Consider the following 15,656-nt stretch of genomic DNA (forward strand, 5'->3'; position numbering starts at 1 on the left):
GTCGCGGGGACCTCGCCGGTCGCGCCCTCCACGGTGTCCTGTACGGCCGTGTCCGGGGCGTCCCCGGTCGCGCTGCCGACGGTGTCGGCCGCGCCCGGGGCCTCGGCCGCACCGCCGAGAAGCCCTCCGGCCTCCTCGGTGGCGGGGGCGGCGGGCGGCGCGGCCTCTTCAGCGGCCTCCACCGGGACACCCTCCAGCGCGGTCGCCTCCTCGGCGGAGCCCGCGGAGGGCACGGCGTCCTGCGCGGTGTCGGTCTCCACATGGTCGTCCGCGGGTTGTGCGAGGGCGCCCCCGATCCCGGCGATGGTCAGCCCTCCGGCCAGCGTCGAGGCGGCGGCGATCCTGGTGAACGCGCGCATACGTGTCCCCAGCTCCTTTCGGTGCTTACGGCTCTTGCTTGACAACTCTCCGTGACGATTGTTCTCCTTCGCAGGTCATGCTCCGGTTACATGGGCCTGAAGCGCGCGTATGCCTTTTCCAGGGGGAAGCAAAGGGCCACAAAGTCCCGGCTGTGTCTCGTGTGGGAGCGGTGCCCGGCGCACACCGCGCCGTACGGTCGGCGGCGGACGGGCACGCCCGCGTTCGCTGGCGGCCAGATCACGAGACAAGGAAACGGTGAACTGATGGCTCGGCCTCGCATCGTGGTCGTCGGCGCGGGTTTCGGCGGCCTCCACACCCTGCGCCACCTCGAACGCCGGATCCCCCGGGGGATGGCGGACCTCGCCCTCGTCGCACCGCACGACTACATGCTCTACAGTCCGCTGCTGCCCCAGGTGGCCTCCGGCCTGCTCACGCCCCAGTCGGTGGCGATGTCCGTGCACCGCCTCACCCACCAGACACGGCTCGTCCCCGGACACGCGGTCGGGGTCGACACCGCCGACCGCACGGTGGTCGTGCGGCGCTCCAGCGGAGAGCTCATCCCCTGCCCCTACGACCGGCTGGTGCTCGCCCCGGGCGGCCTGACCCGATCCTTCGACATCCCGGGCCTGGGCGAGCACGCCTACGGCGCCAAGACGCTCGCCGAGGCCGTCCTGCTGCGCGACCACGTGCTCGCTCAGCTCGAACTGGCCCACGACAGCCGCGACCCGGCCGAACGCGAGGAGCGCTGCCGCTTCATCGTCGTCGGCGGCGGCTACACCGGAGTGGAGACCGCCGCCTCACTGATGCGGCTGTGCGAGGAGGCCGCCAAGCGCTACCCCGAGCTGCGCTCGGTGATCCGCTGGCACCTGGTCGACATCGCCCCACGGGTCCTGCCCGAACTGGGCGAGCGCCTGGGGCGCAGGGCGCTCGACCTGCTCCGCGGTCTGGGGATCGAGGTCAAGCTCAAGGTGACCGTCCGCGAGGTGACCCCTGACAAGGTGGTCCTCACCGACGGGCGGGCCCTGCCGTGCCGCACGCTCATCTGGGCCGCCGGCGTCTCACCGAGCCCGCTCATGGAGACGCTCGGCAAACCCACGCAGCGCGGCCGCCTGGAAGTCGGCACCGACCTGCGGGTCCCCGGCCTGGACGACGTGTTCGCGCTGGGCGACGCCGCGGCCGTCCCCCACCTGGCAGACGGGGAGGGGGCCTACTGCCCCCCTACGGCCCAGTACGCCACGCGGCAGGCCGCCACCGCCGCCGACAACGTCGTCGCCTCCATCCTGGGGCGGCCCATGGCCGAGTTCAAGCACACGGACCTCGGGCTGGCCGTGGACTTCAGCGGAAGGGACGCGCTGGCCCGCGTGCTCAGGTTCGACCTGACCGGTCCGGCCGCGCTGGCGGCCACGCGCGGCTACCACCTGCTGTCGGTGCCCTCCCTGACCGCCCGGGCGCGGATCCTGGCCAACTGGACCATCCGGGAGCTCACCGGGGGCGAGGTGGCGCGTCTGGGGTTCGCCGACAACGGCCGCCCGTCCTCGTTCGTGGACCAGGAGGCGTTCGACTACCTGGACGCCGAGTCCTCACGCAGGGAGGGCGCGCGACTCATGGACAACCTCCGGGAGCGCTACGGCGACGATTGAGAGTCCTCCGGGGAGCTTCCGGTGCCCCGCTTCTCCCGGCGCAGGTCCCGGACGCGGTGCCAGCGGTTCCGGACCACCACGGCGCCCGCACCCAGGGTGAGGGCACCGGCCAGGGCCGTCGGCCACCACCCGTACTGCTCGATCGTTCCTTCCAGGAGCTGCCGGGTGGCCGAGGTCGGGTCGGACAGGACCGCGGTGACGAACACCGCGGCCAGTCCCGTGGAGACGACCACCACGGCGGTGCCCCACGGGCCCTTCAGGCCGAGCCGTTCCCGCATCATGCCGCCGGCCTGGATGATCCGGGTGACCCGCAGCAGCCGCAGCGTTCCCACCAGGCGGACCAGGCGCAGGACCTGGGACGGGCCGATCGCGAAGACGACGGCCGGCACCGTCACCCCGGCGACGACCGTCAGCCACCAGTTCCGGCGCAGCCACGCGCGCCGGTTGTCGGCCAGGGCGAAGAGCAGGGCCCACTCGATCCAGAGCATGATCCCGGCGATCCAGCCGACCGCGCGGCCGAGTGAGGCCCACGCGCCCTGCCCCCACATGTCGAGGAACATGGCGGGCACGGAGACGAGGGCGGAGATGAGGACGGGGATGGCCAGGCGGCGCTCCACCGTGGCGGACAGTGCGTTCTCGGGAGGGGAGGAGGGGGACGTGTCGGGGGACATACCGCAAACGTTAGTCGGCGTTCCGCCCGCGGGGGAGGTTCGGTCCGGGTTTCAGGAACGCACCAGGCGGGCGATCGCGTCGGAGGCCTCGCGGACCTTCTCCTCCGCCTCCGCGCCGCCGTTGGCGACGGCGTGGGCCACACAGTGCTTGAGGTGTTCGTCGAGCATGGACAGCGCGAAGGAGCGCAGCGCCTTGTTGGCCGCCGATGTCTGGGTGAGGATGTCGATGCAGTACTGGTCGTCCTCCACCATGCGCTGGAGGCCGCGGATCTGGCCCTCGATACGGCGGAGCCGGTTGATGTGGCTCTGTTTGTCGCCGCTGTAGCCGTGTGCGGCCGGCTCGGCGCCGCTTTCGTGCCGCCCCTGTTCGGAAGACATCCTGATACCCCCTTGAGGTAGGAAACCGCGGCGGATCGCGGGGCATTCCGCCGGTGTGCGCGTGTGTCGCCGAAACCGGCCCAAGGTGAGTTTCCCAGAACCGGCGCCCGGTCGGAGCGTGGCCCGCCCCGGCCCCGCAGCGTTCCGTTTTCCGGACGCAACCGTACGAACCGCAACCCGGGCACCCGCGCGCGCGTCAACACGGGTATACGGCGCCGGGGCGCGCACCCGCCCCCCTGCCACGGACGCACGTAAGGACGCAGATGATCGCCACCCTCACCGGCCTGGGGCTGTCCTCGGCCGCGGGACTGAACGCCTACATCCCCCTGCTCATGATCGGGCTGCTCGCCCGCTACACCGACCTCGTCGACCTCGGCTCGGCCTGGGCCTGGCTGGAGCACCCGGCCACCCTCGTCGTGGTCGGCCTGCTCCTGGTCCTGGAACTGGTCGCCGACAAGGTCCCCGCCGTCGACTCGATCAACGACGTGGTCCAGACCGTGGTCAGGCCCACCGCCGGAGGCATCACGTTCGGCGCCGGCGCCGATTCCGTCGACCTGGCCGACATCGTTCCCGCCGAGGCAGTCGCGGCCTCCGGCGGCGGGGTCGACTGGGGCGCGGTCATCGCGGGCGTGGTCGTCGCGCTCGTCTTCCACGTCATCAAGGCCGGTGCACGGCCGGTGATCAACACCGCGACCGTGGGGACCGGCGGACCGGTGGTCTCCGTCGCCGAGGACGTCGCCAGCGCCCTCACCTCGTTCCTGGCGATCGTGCTGCCGCTCCTGATCGTCGTGGTGTTCCCCCTCATGCTGGTCTCCGGAGTCTGGGCCGTGCGGCGCGGCAGGCGCAGGCGGGCGGAGCGGCGCACCCGGATCGGAAACGGGGCGGACGCGCCCTGACGTGCGGGAAAACCCGTTCCCTTGCCGGTCCGCTGCCCGTAAAGTGCTCTTTGATGGCTGACACGACATTTCTTGACCGAAAAGACATCACCCACATCGTCTGGGACTGGAACGGCACGCTCCTGGACGACAACCACGCCAACCTCGCCGCGGTCAACGCGGTGTGCGCCGGTTTCGGTCGCGCCCCGGTGGAGATGGAGTACTGGCGCTCCGTGTTCCGGCGCCCCCTCGTCCCCTGCTACGAGGAGTTGCTCGGCCGCTCACTGGAGGCCGACGAGTGGGAGGGCGTCGAACGGCTCTACGACAGCAGCTACCTCGAACACCTGCACACCTGCGCCCTCACCGACGGCGTCCCAGACGTGCTGCACGACTGGAGCGGCCACGGCGGCACCCAGTCCCTGCTGTCGATGGCCGGCCACGACCACCTGGTCCCCCTGGTCGCCGAGCGGGGGCTCAGCGAGCACTTCACCCGGATCGACGGGCGCAGGTTCGCCACGGAGCGCGACTCCAAGGCCGAACACCTCGTCCGCCACCTCGACCAGCAGGGGATCGACCCCGCCGGGGTCGTGCTGATCGGCGACATCGACGACGACGCGCGCGCCGCCCACGAGGCCGGGGCCAACGCGCTCCTGGTCGCCACCGGGCTCATGGCACGGGACCGCTTGGAGGCCACCGGCGCCCCGGTCGTCGACTCGCCGGTCGCCGCCGTCGACGCCTTGCGCGGCCGCTGAGGCGACAGGCCCGGGGCGCCTTCCACCATGCGCGACCTGCTGTTGGATAGTGGGTCGCACACAGCCACGTGAACGGAAAGGCGGTCCCATGACGGAGAGTGTTCCCCGGTTGCTCTGGGAACCGGACGAGACCGCAGTCGAGTCCGCCAACATCGTCGCGTTCGCCCGGTGGGCGGCCGAGCACAAGGGGGTGCGCGCCTTCGGAGGGAAGGAGCCCACCGCCCGGAACTTCGACCACGAAGCGCTCTGGCGCTGGTCGGTCACCGAAATCGAGGACTTCTGGGAAGCGGTCTGGGAGTACTACGGCGTCCGGGCCGACACCCCCTACGACACCGTCCTGGCCGAACGCGTCATGCCCGGCGCGCGCTGGTTCCCCGGTTCGACGCTCAACTACGCCCGCCACGTCTTCGAGGGGCGCGACGACGACCGGGTGGCCCTGCGCCACGCCAGCGAGCTGCGCCCCCTCGGGGAGTGGACCTGGGGCGAACTGCGCCGGCGCACCGCAGCGATCGCCGCGGGCCTGCGCGCACGCGGGGTGGGCCCCGGCGACCGGGTGGTCGCCTACCTGCCCAACCTGCCCGAGACCGTCGCCGCCTTCTACGCGGTGGCCTCCCTGGGCGCGGTGTGGTCCTCCTGCTCACCCGACTTCGGGGTGCGCAGCGTCATCGACCGCTTCGCCCAGATCGAGCCCACCGTGCTCCTGGCCGTGGACGGCTACCGCTACAACGGCAGGGACTTCGACCGCCGCCCGGTGGTGGAGGAGTTGCGCGCCGCCCTGCCCACCGTCGAGCACACGGTCCTCCTCGGCTACCTCGACCCCGGAGCGGAACTGGAGGGCGCCCTGCCCTGGGCCGAACTGGAGCGCTCCGGCGCCGGGGCCGGACTCGACTTCACCCCGGTCCCCTTCGACCACCCGCTGTGGGTGCTCTACTCCTCCGGGACCACCGGCCTGCCCAAGGCGATCGTGCACGGCCACGGCGGCATCCTCCTCGAACAGCTCAAGAACCTGCACCTGCACCTGGACGCCCGCGAGGGCGACCGCGTCTTCTGGTTCACCACCACGGGCTGGATGATGTGGAACTTCCTGGTGAGCGTGCTGCTGACCGAGGCCTCCATCGTGCTCTACGACGGCAGCCCGTCACCCGCCACCGCCCTCAAAGGTCGGCCTCCGGCCGCGGAACCCTCCGCCGGCCTGGGTGCGCTGTGGGACCTGGCGGCGGAGGCGGGCGTCACCGTGTTCGGCACCAGCGCCGGGTTCCTGTCCACCTGTATGAAGGAGGGCCTGCACCCCCGGCAGGGGCGCGACCTGTCCGCACTGCGGGGGATCGGCTCCACCGGCTCCCCGCTGAGCCCGGAGGCCTTCGCCTGGGTCTATGAGGAGTTCGGCGACTCCCTGTGGCTGTTCTCCACCAGCGGCGGCACCGACGTGTGCAGTTGCCTGGTGGGCGGTACCCCCGTCCTGCCCGTCTACGAGGGCGAGATCCAGTCCCGGGCCCTGGGCATGGCCGTGGCCTCCTGGGACCCCGAGGGCCGGGAACTGGTGGGGGAGGTCGGCGAACTCGTGGTCACCCAGCCCGCGCCGTCCATGCCCGTCTTCTTCTGGGGCGACCCCGACGGGGAGCGGCTGCGCGACAGCTACTTCTCCGTCTATCCGGGGACCTGGCGGCACGGCGACTGGATCGAGATCACCGACCGCGGCACCGCGATCATCTACGGCCGGTCGGACTCCACGATCAACCGTGGCGGCGTGCGCATGGGCACCAGTGAGATCTACCGTGCCGTCCTCGCCCTGGACGAGGTGGTCGACGCGCTGGTGGTGGACGTACCGCAGGAGGACGGGTCCTCGGCGATCGAACTGTTCACCGTGCTGCGCCCCGGCGCGGACCTGGAGGGCGACCTGCCCAAGGAGATCGCCCGCCGCGTGCGCACCGACTGCTCGCCCCGGCACGTGCCCGACCGCGTGCGGGCGATCGCCGCCGTTCCGCGCACCCTGTCGGGCAAGGCGCTGGAGGTCCCCGTCAAGCGCATCCTCATGGGGGAGCGGCCCGACAAGGTCGTCAGCCGCGACTCCCTGGCCAACCCCGAGGCGCTCGACTACTTCACCCGCCTCGCCGACCAGGGGTGAGGACGGGCCGCCCGGGGCGCAGCGGCGCACGCGCTCCGGGCGGTCGGGCCTTTCCCGGCCCGGGCATAGGGTGACATCCGTGGCACACCAGCAACCCGACGACGGCACCGCGGCCGCCGCAGGCCCCGCGGCCCGCCGCCCCCGAATCGACGGTGTCGACGCGGCCCGCGCCCTCGCGGTCATCGGCATGTTCACGGTCCACCTGGGGGTGGACTCCTTCGGCCTCCTGCCGCAGGAGGGCGCCGAGCACCTGCACACCCTGCTGCGCGGCAACTCCTCCGCGCTGTTCGCGCTCCTGGCGGGCCTGTCGCTGGCGTTCATGACGGGGCGGACCGCCCCGCTGTCCGGCGACCCGTGGCGCCGTGCCGCCGTGCGCATCCTCACGCGCGCCCTGATCATCGGACTGCTCGGCGTGTTCCTGGACTTCCTGGGCACGCCGGTGGCGATCATCCTCACCTACTACGCGGGCTACTTCGTCCTGGCCCTGCCGCTCTCCCGGCTGGGGCCGGCCGCACTGTGGTCGGTGTCCGGGGCGCTCGCCCTACTCGGCCCGGGACTGTCCTACGCTCTGCGCGAGGCGCTGGGCCCGTTCCCGCCGCGCGTCTCCTCACTCGGTTCGCTCACCGAGTTCCTGCTGACCGGCTACTATCCGGCGGTCACCTTCATGGCCTTCGTCTGCGCGGGCATGGCCGTGGGCCGCCTCGACCTGGCCTCCACCGCAGTGCGGCTGCGGCTGCTGGCCGCCGGGGCGGCCCTGACCGTGTTCTCCTACGCCGGCTCCTGGCTGCTGCTGTACCCGTTGGGCGGCATCGACCGGATCGCCGCCGCCGACGCACCCGGCTTCTACGGTCCGTCCGCCCCGACGGGCGACCCGGCCCTGCTGGAGGCGCTGCGGGCCGGGGCGGAGCAGGACATGGACTCCGTCTCGGGTCAGGTGCCCACGGACAGTTGGTGGTGGCTGGCCACGGCCGCGCCGCACACCGGCACCACGTTCGAGATCGCGCAGGCGGTGGGCCAGGCCCTGGTCGTCATCGTGGCGTGCGTGTGGCTGGCCGAGCGCTTCCGCCTGCTGATGTACCCGCTCTCGTCGGTCGGCCGGATGCCGCTGACGGTCTACTCGGGGCACCTGTTCGCGATCGTCGTCGTCATGGCCCTCGCCGACCCGGGCATGCCCTGGCGCGCTCCCTGGCTCATGGAGGGGTTCGTGCTCGGCGCGGTCGTGTTCGCCGTGCTGTGGAGGGTCACCGTGGGGCGGGGGCCCATGGAGTTCGTGGTGGGGGCGATCGCCGACGGCGCGGATACCAGCGTGGAGGAGGCCCTGCGCGAGCGCGGGACCCGTTGACCGGGCGGCCCGGACCCGGAAACGGTTCTGCCTTCCCAGAGGGCGCGTCAACCCCGCTCGGGGCGGCGGATGTGCCCGGCGGTCCGGTCCCGGTGCGCGAGCGCGTCCGTCGTGGTGCGGGTGTTCTCCCGCATGAGCCGGCGCGCGTCGTCGGCGGCCGACCGCGCCACTTCGGGACGGGCGACCGGGCGGTGGGCGATCTCGGCGTCCTCGGGCAGCCCGAGGTCCATCGGCAGGCCGGCGCGGCTGATCACGCGCAACTGGGCCTCCTCCTGGGACCGCGAGGGCCGGATGTCGCCGTCGGGGGTGCGCCACGCCTTCAGCCGGGTGCGCAGCCACCCTGTGCCCGAGTGCTCGGGGCCGCTCGGCCACGGCGCGTGGTCGGGGCGGTGGTCGAGCGCGTGCCGCAGGTCGGCGAGGGTCCACCCGGCGGAGAAGAACCGCGACGCCGCACCGCGCAGCTCGGCGAAGTCCACCCCGCGCAGTGAGGGGTCCTCGCGCCGCAGCCGCTCACAGGCCTCGTGGATGTCGCGGGGCGTGTGGCGGGTCCGGTGCAGGGGGTCGGTCTCGGGCGGGTGCAGCAGTCGGTCGGGAACCTCCACGCGTACCTCGCCGCGCCGGTTGTCCCAGACGCTGAGCTCCTCGCGCGCCCACCCCTGCGACTCGGCCAGGGCCGTCGCGAGCCTGCGCAGGTCGACACGGTCGTCGTCGGTGCTGATCCGGAACTCGGCCATGCCCCCACCCTAGTGAGTGCGCGGGCGGCGGACGCCCACCGCGGTGCGCGCCGACCGCCGCGGGCCGGTATGGACCGGTGGGTTCGCGGGCCCGGGCGGCCGATGCTTCCTTCCGGTGGTTTTCTGCGGTTCCATGAGGGGAACTGGAGGTATCGACTAATGATCAGCGGATGTCCTGTTGGAGGCTCCTCCAACCTTCGGCGTCCGCGCCCGTGCCGGTACCGGCCGCCACCCCGTCCGGCGTTATGGTGATCGCCGGTCGGCCCGCGTCGGCCGCACACCGTCCCACCGAGCTGAAGGTGCCCGTGCCCCACACCGCAACCGCGCCCGAGGCCGCGTCCAACCGCGCGCTCCGGGCCTTCCTGCACGGCCTGCCGGGCGTCGACGAGGTCGGCGCGCGCGCCCGCGCCCAGGACCTGGCCACCCGGTCGGTCAAGACCACCGCCAAGGCGCAGGCCATCGACCTAGCCATTTCCATGGTGGACCTGACCACCCTGGAGGGCGCCGACACGCCCGGCAAGGTCCGCGCGCTGTGCGCCAAAGCCGCGCTGCCCGACCCGGCGGACCGGTCCGTGCCCCGCGTCGGCGCGGTGTGCGTCTACTCCGACCTGGTCGCGACCGCCGTCGCGGCCCTGCACGGCACCGGGATCGGCGTCGCCTCGGTCGCCACTGCCTTCCCCGCCGGGCGCGCGCCCCTGGAAGCCAAGCTCGCCGACACCCGGCGCGCCGTGGCCGACGGCGCCGCCGAGATCGACATGGTCATCGACCGCGGGGCGTTCCTGGCCGGGGACTACAAGAAGGTCCACGACGAGATCACGGCGGTCAGGGAGGCCTGCGGCGGCGCGCACCTCAAAGTCATCCTGGAGACCGGCGAACTGGCCACCTACGACAACGTGCGCCGCGCCTCCCACCTGGCCATCCTCGCCGGCGCCGACTTCATCAAGACCTCCACGGGCAAGGTGTCGCCCGCCGCGACCCCGCCCGTCGTCCTGGTCATGCTCCAGGCGGTCCGCGACCACCACGCCGCCACCGGCGCCCGGGTGGGCGTCAAGCCCGCCGGCGGCATCCGCACCACCAAGGACGCCATCCGCCAGCTCGTACTGGTCAACGAGGTCGCCGGCCCGGCGTGGCTGACCCCGGACCTGTTCCGCATCGGCGCCTCCAGCCTGCTCAACGACCTGCTCATGCAGCGGACCAGGCTGACCACCGGCACCTACCCGGGCCCCGACTACTACACGCTGGACTAGATTTCCGTGAACCTCGACTACGCGCCCGCGCCGGAGTCCCGCTCCGTCGTCGCCCTGCGCCCCAACTACGACCTGTTCGTCGACGGCGAGTTCACCCCTGCCGAGAGCGGGGAGCACCTCACCACGCTCAACCCGGCCGACGAGACCGAGCTCGCCCGCTTCGCCGTGGCCGGATCCGCCGACGTCGACCGTGCCGTGGCCGCCGCCCGCCGCGCCCACGAGGACGTGTGGGGCCCCATGCCCGGGGCCGAGCGCGGCAAGTACCTGTTCCGCATCGCCCGGATCATCCAGGAGCGCTCGCGCGAACTGGCCGTGCTGGAGTCCCTCGACAACGGCAAGCCCATCAAGGAGACCCGCGACGTCGACCTGCCGCTGGTCGCCGCGCACTTCTTCTACCACGCGGGCTGGGCCGACAAGCTCGCCCACGCGGGCCTGGGGCCCGACCCCCGGCCGCTCGGCGTCGCCGCCCAGGTGATCCCCTGGAACTTCCCGCTGCTCATGCTCGCGTGGAAGGTCGCCCCGGCCCTGGCCACCGGCAACACCGTGGTGCTCAAACCCGCCGAGACCACGCCGCTGACCGCCCTGGTCTTCGCCGAGATCTGCCAGGAGGCCGACCTGCCGCCGGGCGTGGTCAACATCGTCACCGGCGCCGGGGAGACCGGCCGCGCGCTGGTGGAGCACCCCGGTGCCGACAAGGTCGCCTTCACCGGCTCCACCGAGGTCGGCCGCTCCATCGCCCGGTCGGTGGCCGGCACCGGCAAGCGCCTCACCCTCGAACTGGGGGGCAAGGGCGCCAACATCGTCTACGACGACGCCGCCCTCGACCAGGCCGTCGAGGGGATCGTCTCGGGCATCTTCTTCAACCAGGGCCACGTGTGCTGCGCCGGGTCGCGCCTGCTGGTGCAGGAGTCGATCGCCGACGAACTGCTGCCCCGGCTCAGGGACCGCGTATCTCTGCTGCGCCTGGGCGACCCGCTGGACAAGAACACCGACATCGGTGCGATCAACTCCGCCGCGCAACTGGAGCGTATCCGGGACCTGACCGCCGTGGGCGAGCGGGAGGGGGCCGAGCGCTGGTCCGCCCCCTGCGACCTGCCCGCGAGCGGCTACTGGTTCGCGCCCACCATCCTCACCGGGGTCAGCCAGGCCCACCGGGTGGCCCGAGAGGAGATCTTCGGCCCCGTGCTGTCCGTGCTCACCTTCCGCACCCCGGAGGAGGCCGTGGCCAAGGCCAACAACACCCCCTACGGCCTGTCCGCCGGGGTGTGGACGGAGAAGGGCTCGCGCATGATGTGGACGGCCCAGCGGCTGCGGGCCGGGGTCGTCTGGTCCAACACGTTCAACAGGTTCGACCCGGCCAGCCCCTTCGGCGGCTACAAGGAGTCGGGGTACGGCCGCGAGGGCGGCCGGCACGGATTGGAGGCCTACCTTGGCTGACGGGCACAAGCCGAAGAACAAGGGCCCCGGAGCGGCCAAGACCGCCAAGACGGCCAAGGACCCCGAGTCCGCCGTGACCGCGAAGGCGGGCCAGGGCCGCCCGGCCCCGCGCCTGGCGGTCCGCAAGACCTACAAGCTCTACCTGGGCGGGGCGTTCCCCCGCTCGGAATCGGGCAGGTGCTCTCCGGTGACCTCCTCCGACGGCGCACACCTGGCCAACGTGTCGCTGGCCTCCCGCAAGGACGCGCGCGACGCCGTCGCCGCCGCCCGCAAGGCCTTCGGCGGCTGGTCGGCGCGCACCGCCTACAACCGGGGCCAGATCCTCTACCGGGTCGCCGAGGTCCTGGAGGGGCGGCGGGAACAGTTCGCCGCCGCTCTCACCGACGCCCTCGGCCTGTCGCGCGCGGACGCCGCCGCCACAGTCGGCGCCGCCGTCGACCGGTGGGTCTACTACGCCGGATGGACCGACAAGTTCGCCCAGGTGCTGGGCGGGGCCAACCCGGTGGCCGGCCCCTTCCACAACCAGTCCACCCCCGAACCGGTGGGTGTGGTGGCCGTGTTCGCGCCGCAGGGCGCCCCGCTGCTCGGCCTGACCTCCGTACTCGCCCCGGTCATCGCCACCGGCAACACGGCGGTGGTGGTCTCCTCCGAGCGCGCGCCCCTGCCCTCGATCGACCTCGCCGAGGTGCTGGCCACCTCCGACCTGCCCGGCGGCGTGGTCAACGTGCTCACCGGCAGGGCGGCCGAGATCGGACCGCACCTGGCCGCGCACGCCGACGTCGACGCGCTCGACCTGACCGGTGCGGGAGAGTCGGCCGTAGAGCTGGAGGAGGCCGCCGCCGCCACCCTCACCCGGGTCCTGCGGCCCGGACCCGGGGCCGACGGAGGCGAGGACGCCTGGCGGGGCACCGACCCCGGCACCTCGCGCATGCGCCCCTTCCTGGAGACCAAGACGGTCTGGCACCCGGTCGGGGCGTGAGCGGCCCGTGAACGAGGCGAACACCCGCGTCCGCGGACTGCGCCTGGTCCGGCTCGACCGGACCACACCGGAGACCGCCGTCCTGCGCGGGGCCGTGCTCGGCCACCGGCTGGCCCCCGGGCAGTCCAGGTACGCCGGACTGCCCGTGCGGACCCTGCCCAGCGCCGACGCCGACCCCGGGCGCTTCCCGTTCGCCGTCGTACGCACGGGCGCCGACCTCGCGTGCGCGGATACCGCGCGCCGGGCCTGTGTCGGGTTCGGGATCATCGACGGGTCCGGCCATCCGCTGCGCGAGGTGGCCGACGACCCCGAGCGCTCGGTGCTGCTGCGGGCCTTCTACATCGTCCCCGAGTGGCAGGGCCGCGGCGCGGGCAGCGGCGCCTGCTCCGCACCTCTGCTGGACTTGCTCGTGGCCGGGGTGGCGCCCCGGGCCGAGGAGATCGTGCTGTGCGTCAACGAGGCCAACGAGGCCGGGCGGCGCGCCTACACCGCCGCGGGGTTCTCACCCACGGGCCGCCGCTACCTCGACGGCGGGGCCGGACCGCAGACGGTCATGGCCCGGCCGGTACGCACGGGAGCCCACTGTCCGCCCACCCGGCGGCCGAAGCGAACGGAGAACACGCGGTGACACGCACACCCCAGGAGATCGCCGAGAGGGCCGCAGCGGAACTGCTCTCGCGCACCGGCACGGACTCCTACGACACCGCCCTGGTCATGGGCTCGGGCTGGGCGCCCGCCGCCGACCTGCTCGGCGAGTCCACACACGAGATCACCACCTCCGAACTACCGGGCTTCCTGCCCCCGGCGGTGGAGGGCCACAGCGGCACCGTGCGCTCGATCCGCGACGGCGACCGGAACCTGCTCGCCTTCCTGGGCCGCACCCATCTGTACGAGGGCCACGGCACCGACGCCGTCGTACACAACGTGCGCACCGCCGTCGCCGCAGGCGCCAAGACGGTGGTACTCACCAACGCCGCCGGCGGTATCAACCCCGCCTACGCCGTCGGCACGCCCGTGCTCATCGCCGACCACATCAACCTGACCGCGCGCTCGCCGCTCAGCGGAGCCGGGTTCGTCGACCTCACCGAGACCTACAGCCCCTCCCTGAGGGAGGCGGCCCGCAAGGTCGCCCCCGACCTGCCCGAGGGCGTCTACGCGGCCATGCCCGGTCCGCACTTCGAGACGCCCGCCGAGATCCGGATGCTGCGCGTGCTGGGCGCCGACCTGGTGGGCATGTCCACCGTCATGGAGGCCATCGCCGCACGCGCCCTCGGCGCCCGGGTCCTGGGAATGTCCCTGGTCACCAACATCGCCGCGGGGCTGGACGGGGCCAACCTGGACCATGAGGAGGTGCTGGCCGCCGGACGCGGTGCCGCGGACAGGGTCGGCCGCCTGCTCGCCGACATCGTCACCCAGTTCTAGAGGAAGCCCCGATGACCGCCGTCCCCGCCCACCTCACCGACCGGGCCCGGCAGTGGCTCGCCCAGGACCCCGACCCGGCCACCCGCCGGGAGCTGGAGGGGCTGCTGGCGCGGGCCGAGTCCGGTCACCCCGTGGCCCTGGCCGACCTCAGCGACCGGTTCGCCGCCGACCTGGAGTTCGGCACCGCCGGACTGCGCGGCGCCCTGGGCGCGGGGCCCAACCGGATGAACCGGGTCGTGGTCATGCGCGCCGCCGCCGGGATCGCTGCCTGGCTCGGCTCCGCGGGGCACGTCGTCGTCGGCTACGACGCCCGCCACAGGTCCGCGGACTTCGCCGAGGACAGTGCCGCCGTGCTCACCGGGGCGGGCCACCGGGTGTCGCTGCTGCCCCGGCCGCTGCCCACCCCGGTGCTGGCCCACACCGTCCGCGACCTGGGCGCGGACGCGGGGATCATGGTGACCGCCAGCCACAACCCGCCCGGGGACAACGGCTACAAGGTCTACGTCGGCGGGACCGGGGCCGCCGCCGGAGCGCAGATCGTCGCCCCGGTGGACGCCGAGATCTCCGCCGCCATCGCCCGGACCGGGCCGGTCACCTCCCTGCCGCTGGGCTCGGAGTGGACGGTCCTGGGCGAGGAGGCGGTGGAGCGCTACCTGGCGGCGGTCACCTCCCTGCCGCTGGGCACCGATCGCGACCTGTCCGTCGTCTACACCGCCATGCACGGTGTGGGCGGGCGGCTCCTGGTTCGGGCCATGGAGCGGGCCGGGTTCGCACGCCCCGCCGTGGTCGCCGCCCAGTTCGACCCCGATCCCGACTTCCCCACGGTGGAGTTCCCCAACCCTGAGGAGCCCGGGGCCATGGACCTGGCGTTCGCGGCGGGGGAGGACGCGGGGGCCGACTTGGTGCTGGCCAACGATCCCGACGCCGACCGCCTCGCCGTCGCCGTTCCGGGGTACGGGCTGCTCACCGGCGACGAGGTCGGCGGCTTGATGGCGGAGTACGTGCTGGGGGAGACCTCGGGCGCCGACCGCGTGGTGGCCGCCTCCATCGTCTCCTCCGTTCTGCTGGCCGAGATCGCCCGCGACCGGGGTGTGCACTACGAGGAGACCCTGACCGGGTTCAAGTGGCTGGCCAGGGCCGGCCTGCCCGGGCTGCGCCCGGTCTTCGCCTACGAGGAGGCGCTGGGGTACTGCGTCGGCGGTGACGGGGGCCGGCCGGTGGCCGACAAGGACGGGATCGGGGCGGCCCTGGTCGTGGCGGCCCTGGCCGCCCGCGCCAAGCGGGAGCGGCGCACCCTGGTCGACCTGTTGGACGATCAGGCGCGCCGCCACGGCCTGCACCTGAGCGATCAGCTTTCGGTGCGGGTCGAGGACGTGTCGGTGATCTCCGAGGTGATGCGCCGTCTGCGCGAGCGGCCGCCGGCCGTGTTCGGGCCCCTGGCGGTGACCGGGGTGGAGGACTTCGCCGAGGGGCTGGGCGCTCTGGCGCCGACCGACGCACTGCGCTTCCGGCTGGAGGGGAGCGTCTGGGGGCGTGTGACGCTGCGGCCCTCGGGGACCGAGCCCAAGCTGAAGGCCTATGCCGAGGTGGTGCTCGATGCGGAGGGTGATACGGGGTCGGCGCGTGCGCAGGGCAGGGGGCTGCTCGCCGAACTCATGGCGTCGGTCGCCGAGGCGGTGAGGTAGGCCGCCCCG

General features: G+C 73.1%; 15 protein-coding genes. 11 read left to right on the forward strand and 4 right to left on the reverse strand.

Annotation, left to right across the window (positions count from 1 at the left end; all coding sequences use genetic code 11):
- Positions 1-359: hypothetical protein (locus ACFHWE_RS07750; protein WP_416599933.1), on the reverse strand; the 359-nt coding region annotated here is incomplete at its 3' end.
- A 264-nt stretch (positions 360-623) separates the two neighbouring features.
- Here ACFHWE_RS07750 and ACFHWE_RS07755 point away from each other — a divergent pair.
- Complete coding sequence (locus ACFHWE_RS07755; protein ID WP_416599934.1) at positions 624-2,000, forward strand: NAD(P)/FAD-dependent oxidoreductase; 1,377 nt, start codon at positions 624-626, stop codon at positions 1,998-2,000.
- Here ACFHWE_RS07755 and ACFHWE_RS07760 read toward each other — a convergent pair.
- Both ACFHWE_RS07760 and ACFHWE_RS07765 read right to left on the reverse strand, forming a co-directional pair.
- Positions 1,985-2,671, reverse strand: a complete 687-nt coding sequence (locus ACFHWE_RS07760; RefSeq protein WP_416599935.1) for a metal-sensitive transcriptional repressor family protein — start codon at positions 2,669-2,671, stop codon at positions 1,985-1,987. The two genes, ACFHWE_RS07755 and ACFHWE_RS07760, sit on opposite strands and share 16 nt — an antisense overlap.
- Positions 2,672-2,722: 51 nt before the next feature.
- Positions 2,723-3,049, reverse strand: a complete 327-nt coding sequence (locus ACFHWE_RS07765) for a metal-sensitive transcriptional regulator (RefSeq protein ID WP_416599936.1) — start codon at positions 3,047-3,049, stop codon at positions 2,723-2,725.
- 263 nt (positions 3,050-3,312) lie between these two features.
- Here ACFHWE_RS07765 and ACFHWE_RS07770 point away from each other — a divergent pair, with 263 nt between their 5' ends.
- The 4 genes from ACFHWE_RS07770 (at position 3,313) to ACFHWE_RS07785 (ending at position 8,143) form a co-directional block, all read left to right on the forward strand.
- Complete coding sequence (locus ACFHWE_RS07770) at positions 3,313-3,945, forward strand: DUF4126 domain-containing protein (protein ID WP_416599937.1); 633 nt, start codon at positions 3,313-3,315, stop codon at positions 3,943-3,945.
- A 53-nt stretch (positions 3,946-3,998) separates the two neighbouring features.
- Positions 3,999-4,676 carry an HAD family hydrolase gene (locus tag ACFHWE_RS07775; protein WP_416599938.1) on the forward strand — a complete coding sequence of 226 codons (678 nt, stop codon included), beginning with the start codon at positions 3,999-4,001 and terminating at the stop codon, positions 4,674-4,676.
- 88 nt (positions 4,677-4,764) lie between these two features.
- Entirely contained in the window at positions 4,765-6,801 is a 2,037-nt protein-coding gene (locus tag ACFHWE_RS07780) for an acetoacetate--CoA ligase (RefSeq protein WP_416599939.1), read from the forward strand.
- 79 nt (positions 6,802-6,880) lie between these two features.
- Entirely contained in the window at positions 6,881-8,143 is a 1,263-nt protein-coding gene (locus tag ACFHWE_RS07785; RefSeq protein WP_416599940.1) for a heparan-alpha-glucosaminide N-acetyltransferase domain-containing protein, read from the forward strand.
- A 47-nt stretch (positions 8,144-8,190) separates the two neighbouring features.
- Here the strand turns inward: ACFHWE_RS07785 and ACFHWE_RS07790 are convergent, their stop codons facing one another.
- Positions 8,191-8,877, reverse strand: coding sequence for a hypothetical protein (locus tag ACFHWE_RS07790; protein WP_416599941.1), 687 nt, complete (start codon positions 8,875-8,877; stop codon positions 8,191-8,193).
- A gap of 299 nt (positions 8,878-9,176) precedes the next feature.
- Between ACFHWE_RS07790 and deoC the strand changes: the two genes are divergently transcribed.
- From deoC to ACFHWE_RS07820, 6 genes are all read left to right on the forward strand, one after another.
- The gene (gene deoC, locus ACFHWE_RS07795) at positions 9,177-10,124 is read left to right on the forward strand and encodes a deoxyribose-phosphate aldolase (RefSeq protein ID WP_416599942.1); all 948 of its coding nucleotides are present in this window, start codon (positions 9,177-9,179) and stop codon (positions 10,122-10,124) included.
- 6 nt (positions 10,125-10,130) lie between these two features.
- The gene (locus ACFHWE_RS07800; protein WP_416599943.1) at positions 10,131-11,561 is read left to right on the forward strand and encodes an aldehyde dehydrogenase family protein; all 1,431 of its coding nucleotides are present in this window, start codon (positions 10,131-10,133) and stop codon (positions 11,559-11,561) included.
- Positions 11,562-11,634: 73 nt separating this feature from the next.
- Positions 11,635-12,540: an aldehyde dehydrogenase family protein gene (locus tag ACFHWE_RS07805; protein WP_416600057.1), complete on the forward strand. Its 906-nt coding sequence runs from the start codon at positions 11,635-11,637 to the stop codon at positions 12,538-12,540.
- Positions 12,541-12,547: 7 nt separating this feature from the next.
- Positions 12,548-13,168 (forward strand): GNAT family N-acetyltransferase, encoded by a 621-nt coding sequence (locus tag ACFHWE_RS07810; RefSeq protein ID WP_416599944.1) that lies wholly within the window; start codon positions 12,548-12,550, stop codon positions 13,166-13,168.
- Entirely contained in the window at positions 13,165-13,962 is a 798-nt protein-coding gene (locus ACFHWE_RS07815; RefSeq protein WP_416599945.1) for a purine-nucleoside phosphorylase, read from the forward strand. Before ACFHWE_RS07810 ends, ACFHWE_RS07815 begins: the two co-directional genes overlap by 4 nt.
- Positions 13,963-13,973: 11 nt before the next feature.
- On the forward strand, positions 13,974-15,647 hold the full coding sequence (locus tag ACFHWE_RS07820) for a phospho-sugar mutase (protein WP_416599946.1): 1,674 nt from the start codon (positions 13,974-13,976) through the stop codon (positions 15,645-15,647).
- Positions 15,648-15,656: the final 9 nt, after the last annotated feature.

The organism is Nocardiopsis sp. LOL_012, assembly GCF_048060475.1.
Lineage (GTDB): Bacteria > Actinomycetota > Actinomycetes > Streptosporangiales > Streptosporangiaceae > Nocardiopsis.

Coding starts and splice junctions, on each gene's coding strand:
- ACFHWE_RS07790 (WP_416599941.1), bottom strand. CDS start 8,877: ATGGCCGAGTTCCGGATCAGCACCGACGACGACCGTGTCGACCTGCGC.
- ACFHWE_RS07755 (WP_416599934.1), top strand. CDS start 624: ATGGCTCGGCCTCGCATCGTGGTCGTCGGCGCGGGTTTCGGCGGCCTC.
- ACFHWE_RS07820 (WP_416599946.1), top strand. CDS start 13,974: ATGACCGCCGTCCCCGCCCACCTCACCGACCGGGCCCGGCAGTGGCTC.
- ACFHWE_RS07780 (WP_416599939.1), top strand. CDS start 4,765: ATGACGGAGAGTGTTCCCCGGTTGCTCTGGGAACCGGACGAGACCGCA.
- ACFHWE_RS07760 (WP_416599935.1), bottom strand. CDS start 2,671: ATGTCCCCCGACACGTCCCCCTCCTCCCCTCCCGAGAACGCACTGTCC.
- ACFHWE_RS07775 (WP_416599938.1), top strand. CDS start 3,999: ATGGCTGACACGACATTTCTTGACCGAAAAGACATCACCCACATCGTC.
- ACFHWE_RS07770 (WP_416599937.1), top strand. CDS start 3,313: ATGATCGCCACCCTCACCGGCCTGGGGCTGTCCTCGGCCGCGGGACTG.
- ACFHWE_RS07765 (WP_416599936.1), bottom strand. CDS start 3,049: ATGTCTTCCGAACAGGGGCGGCACGAAAGCGGCGCCGAGCCGGCCGCA.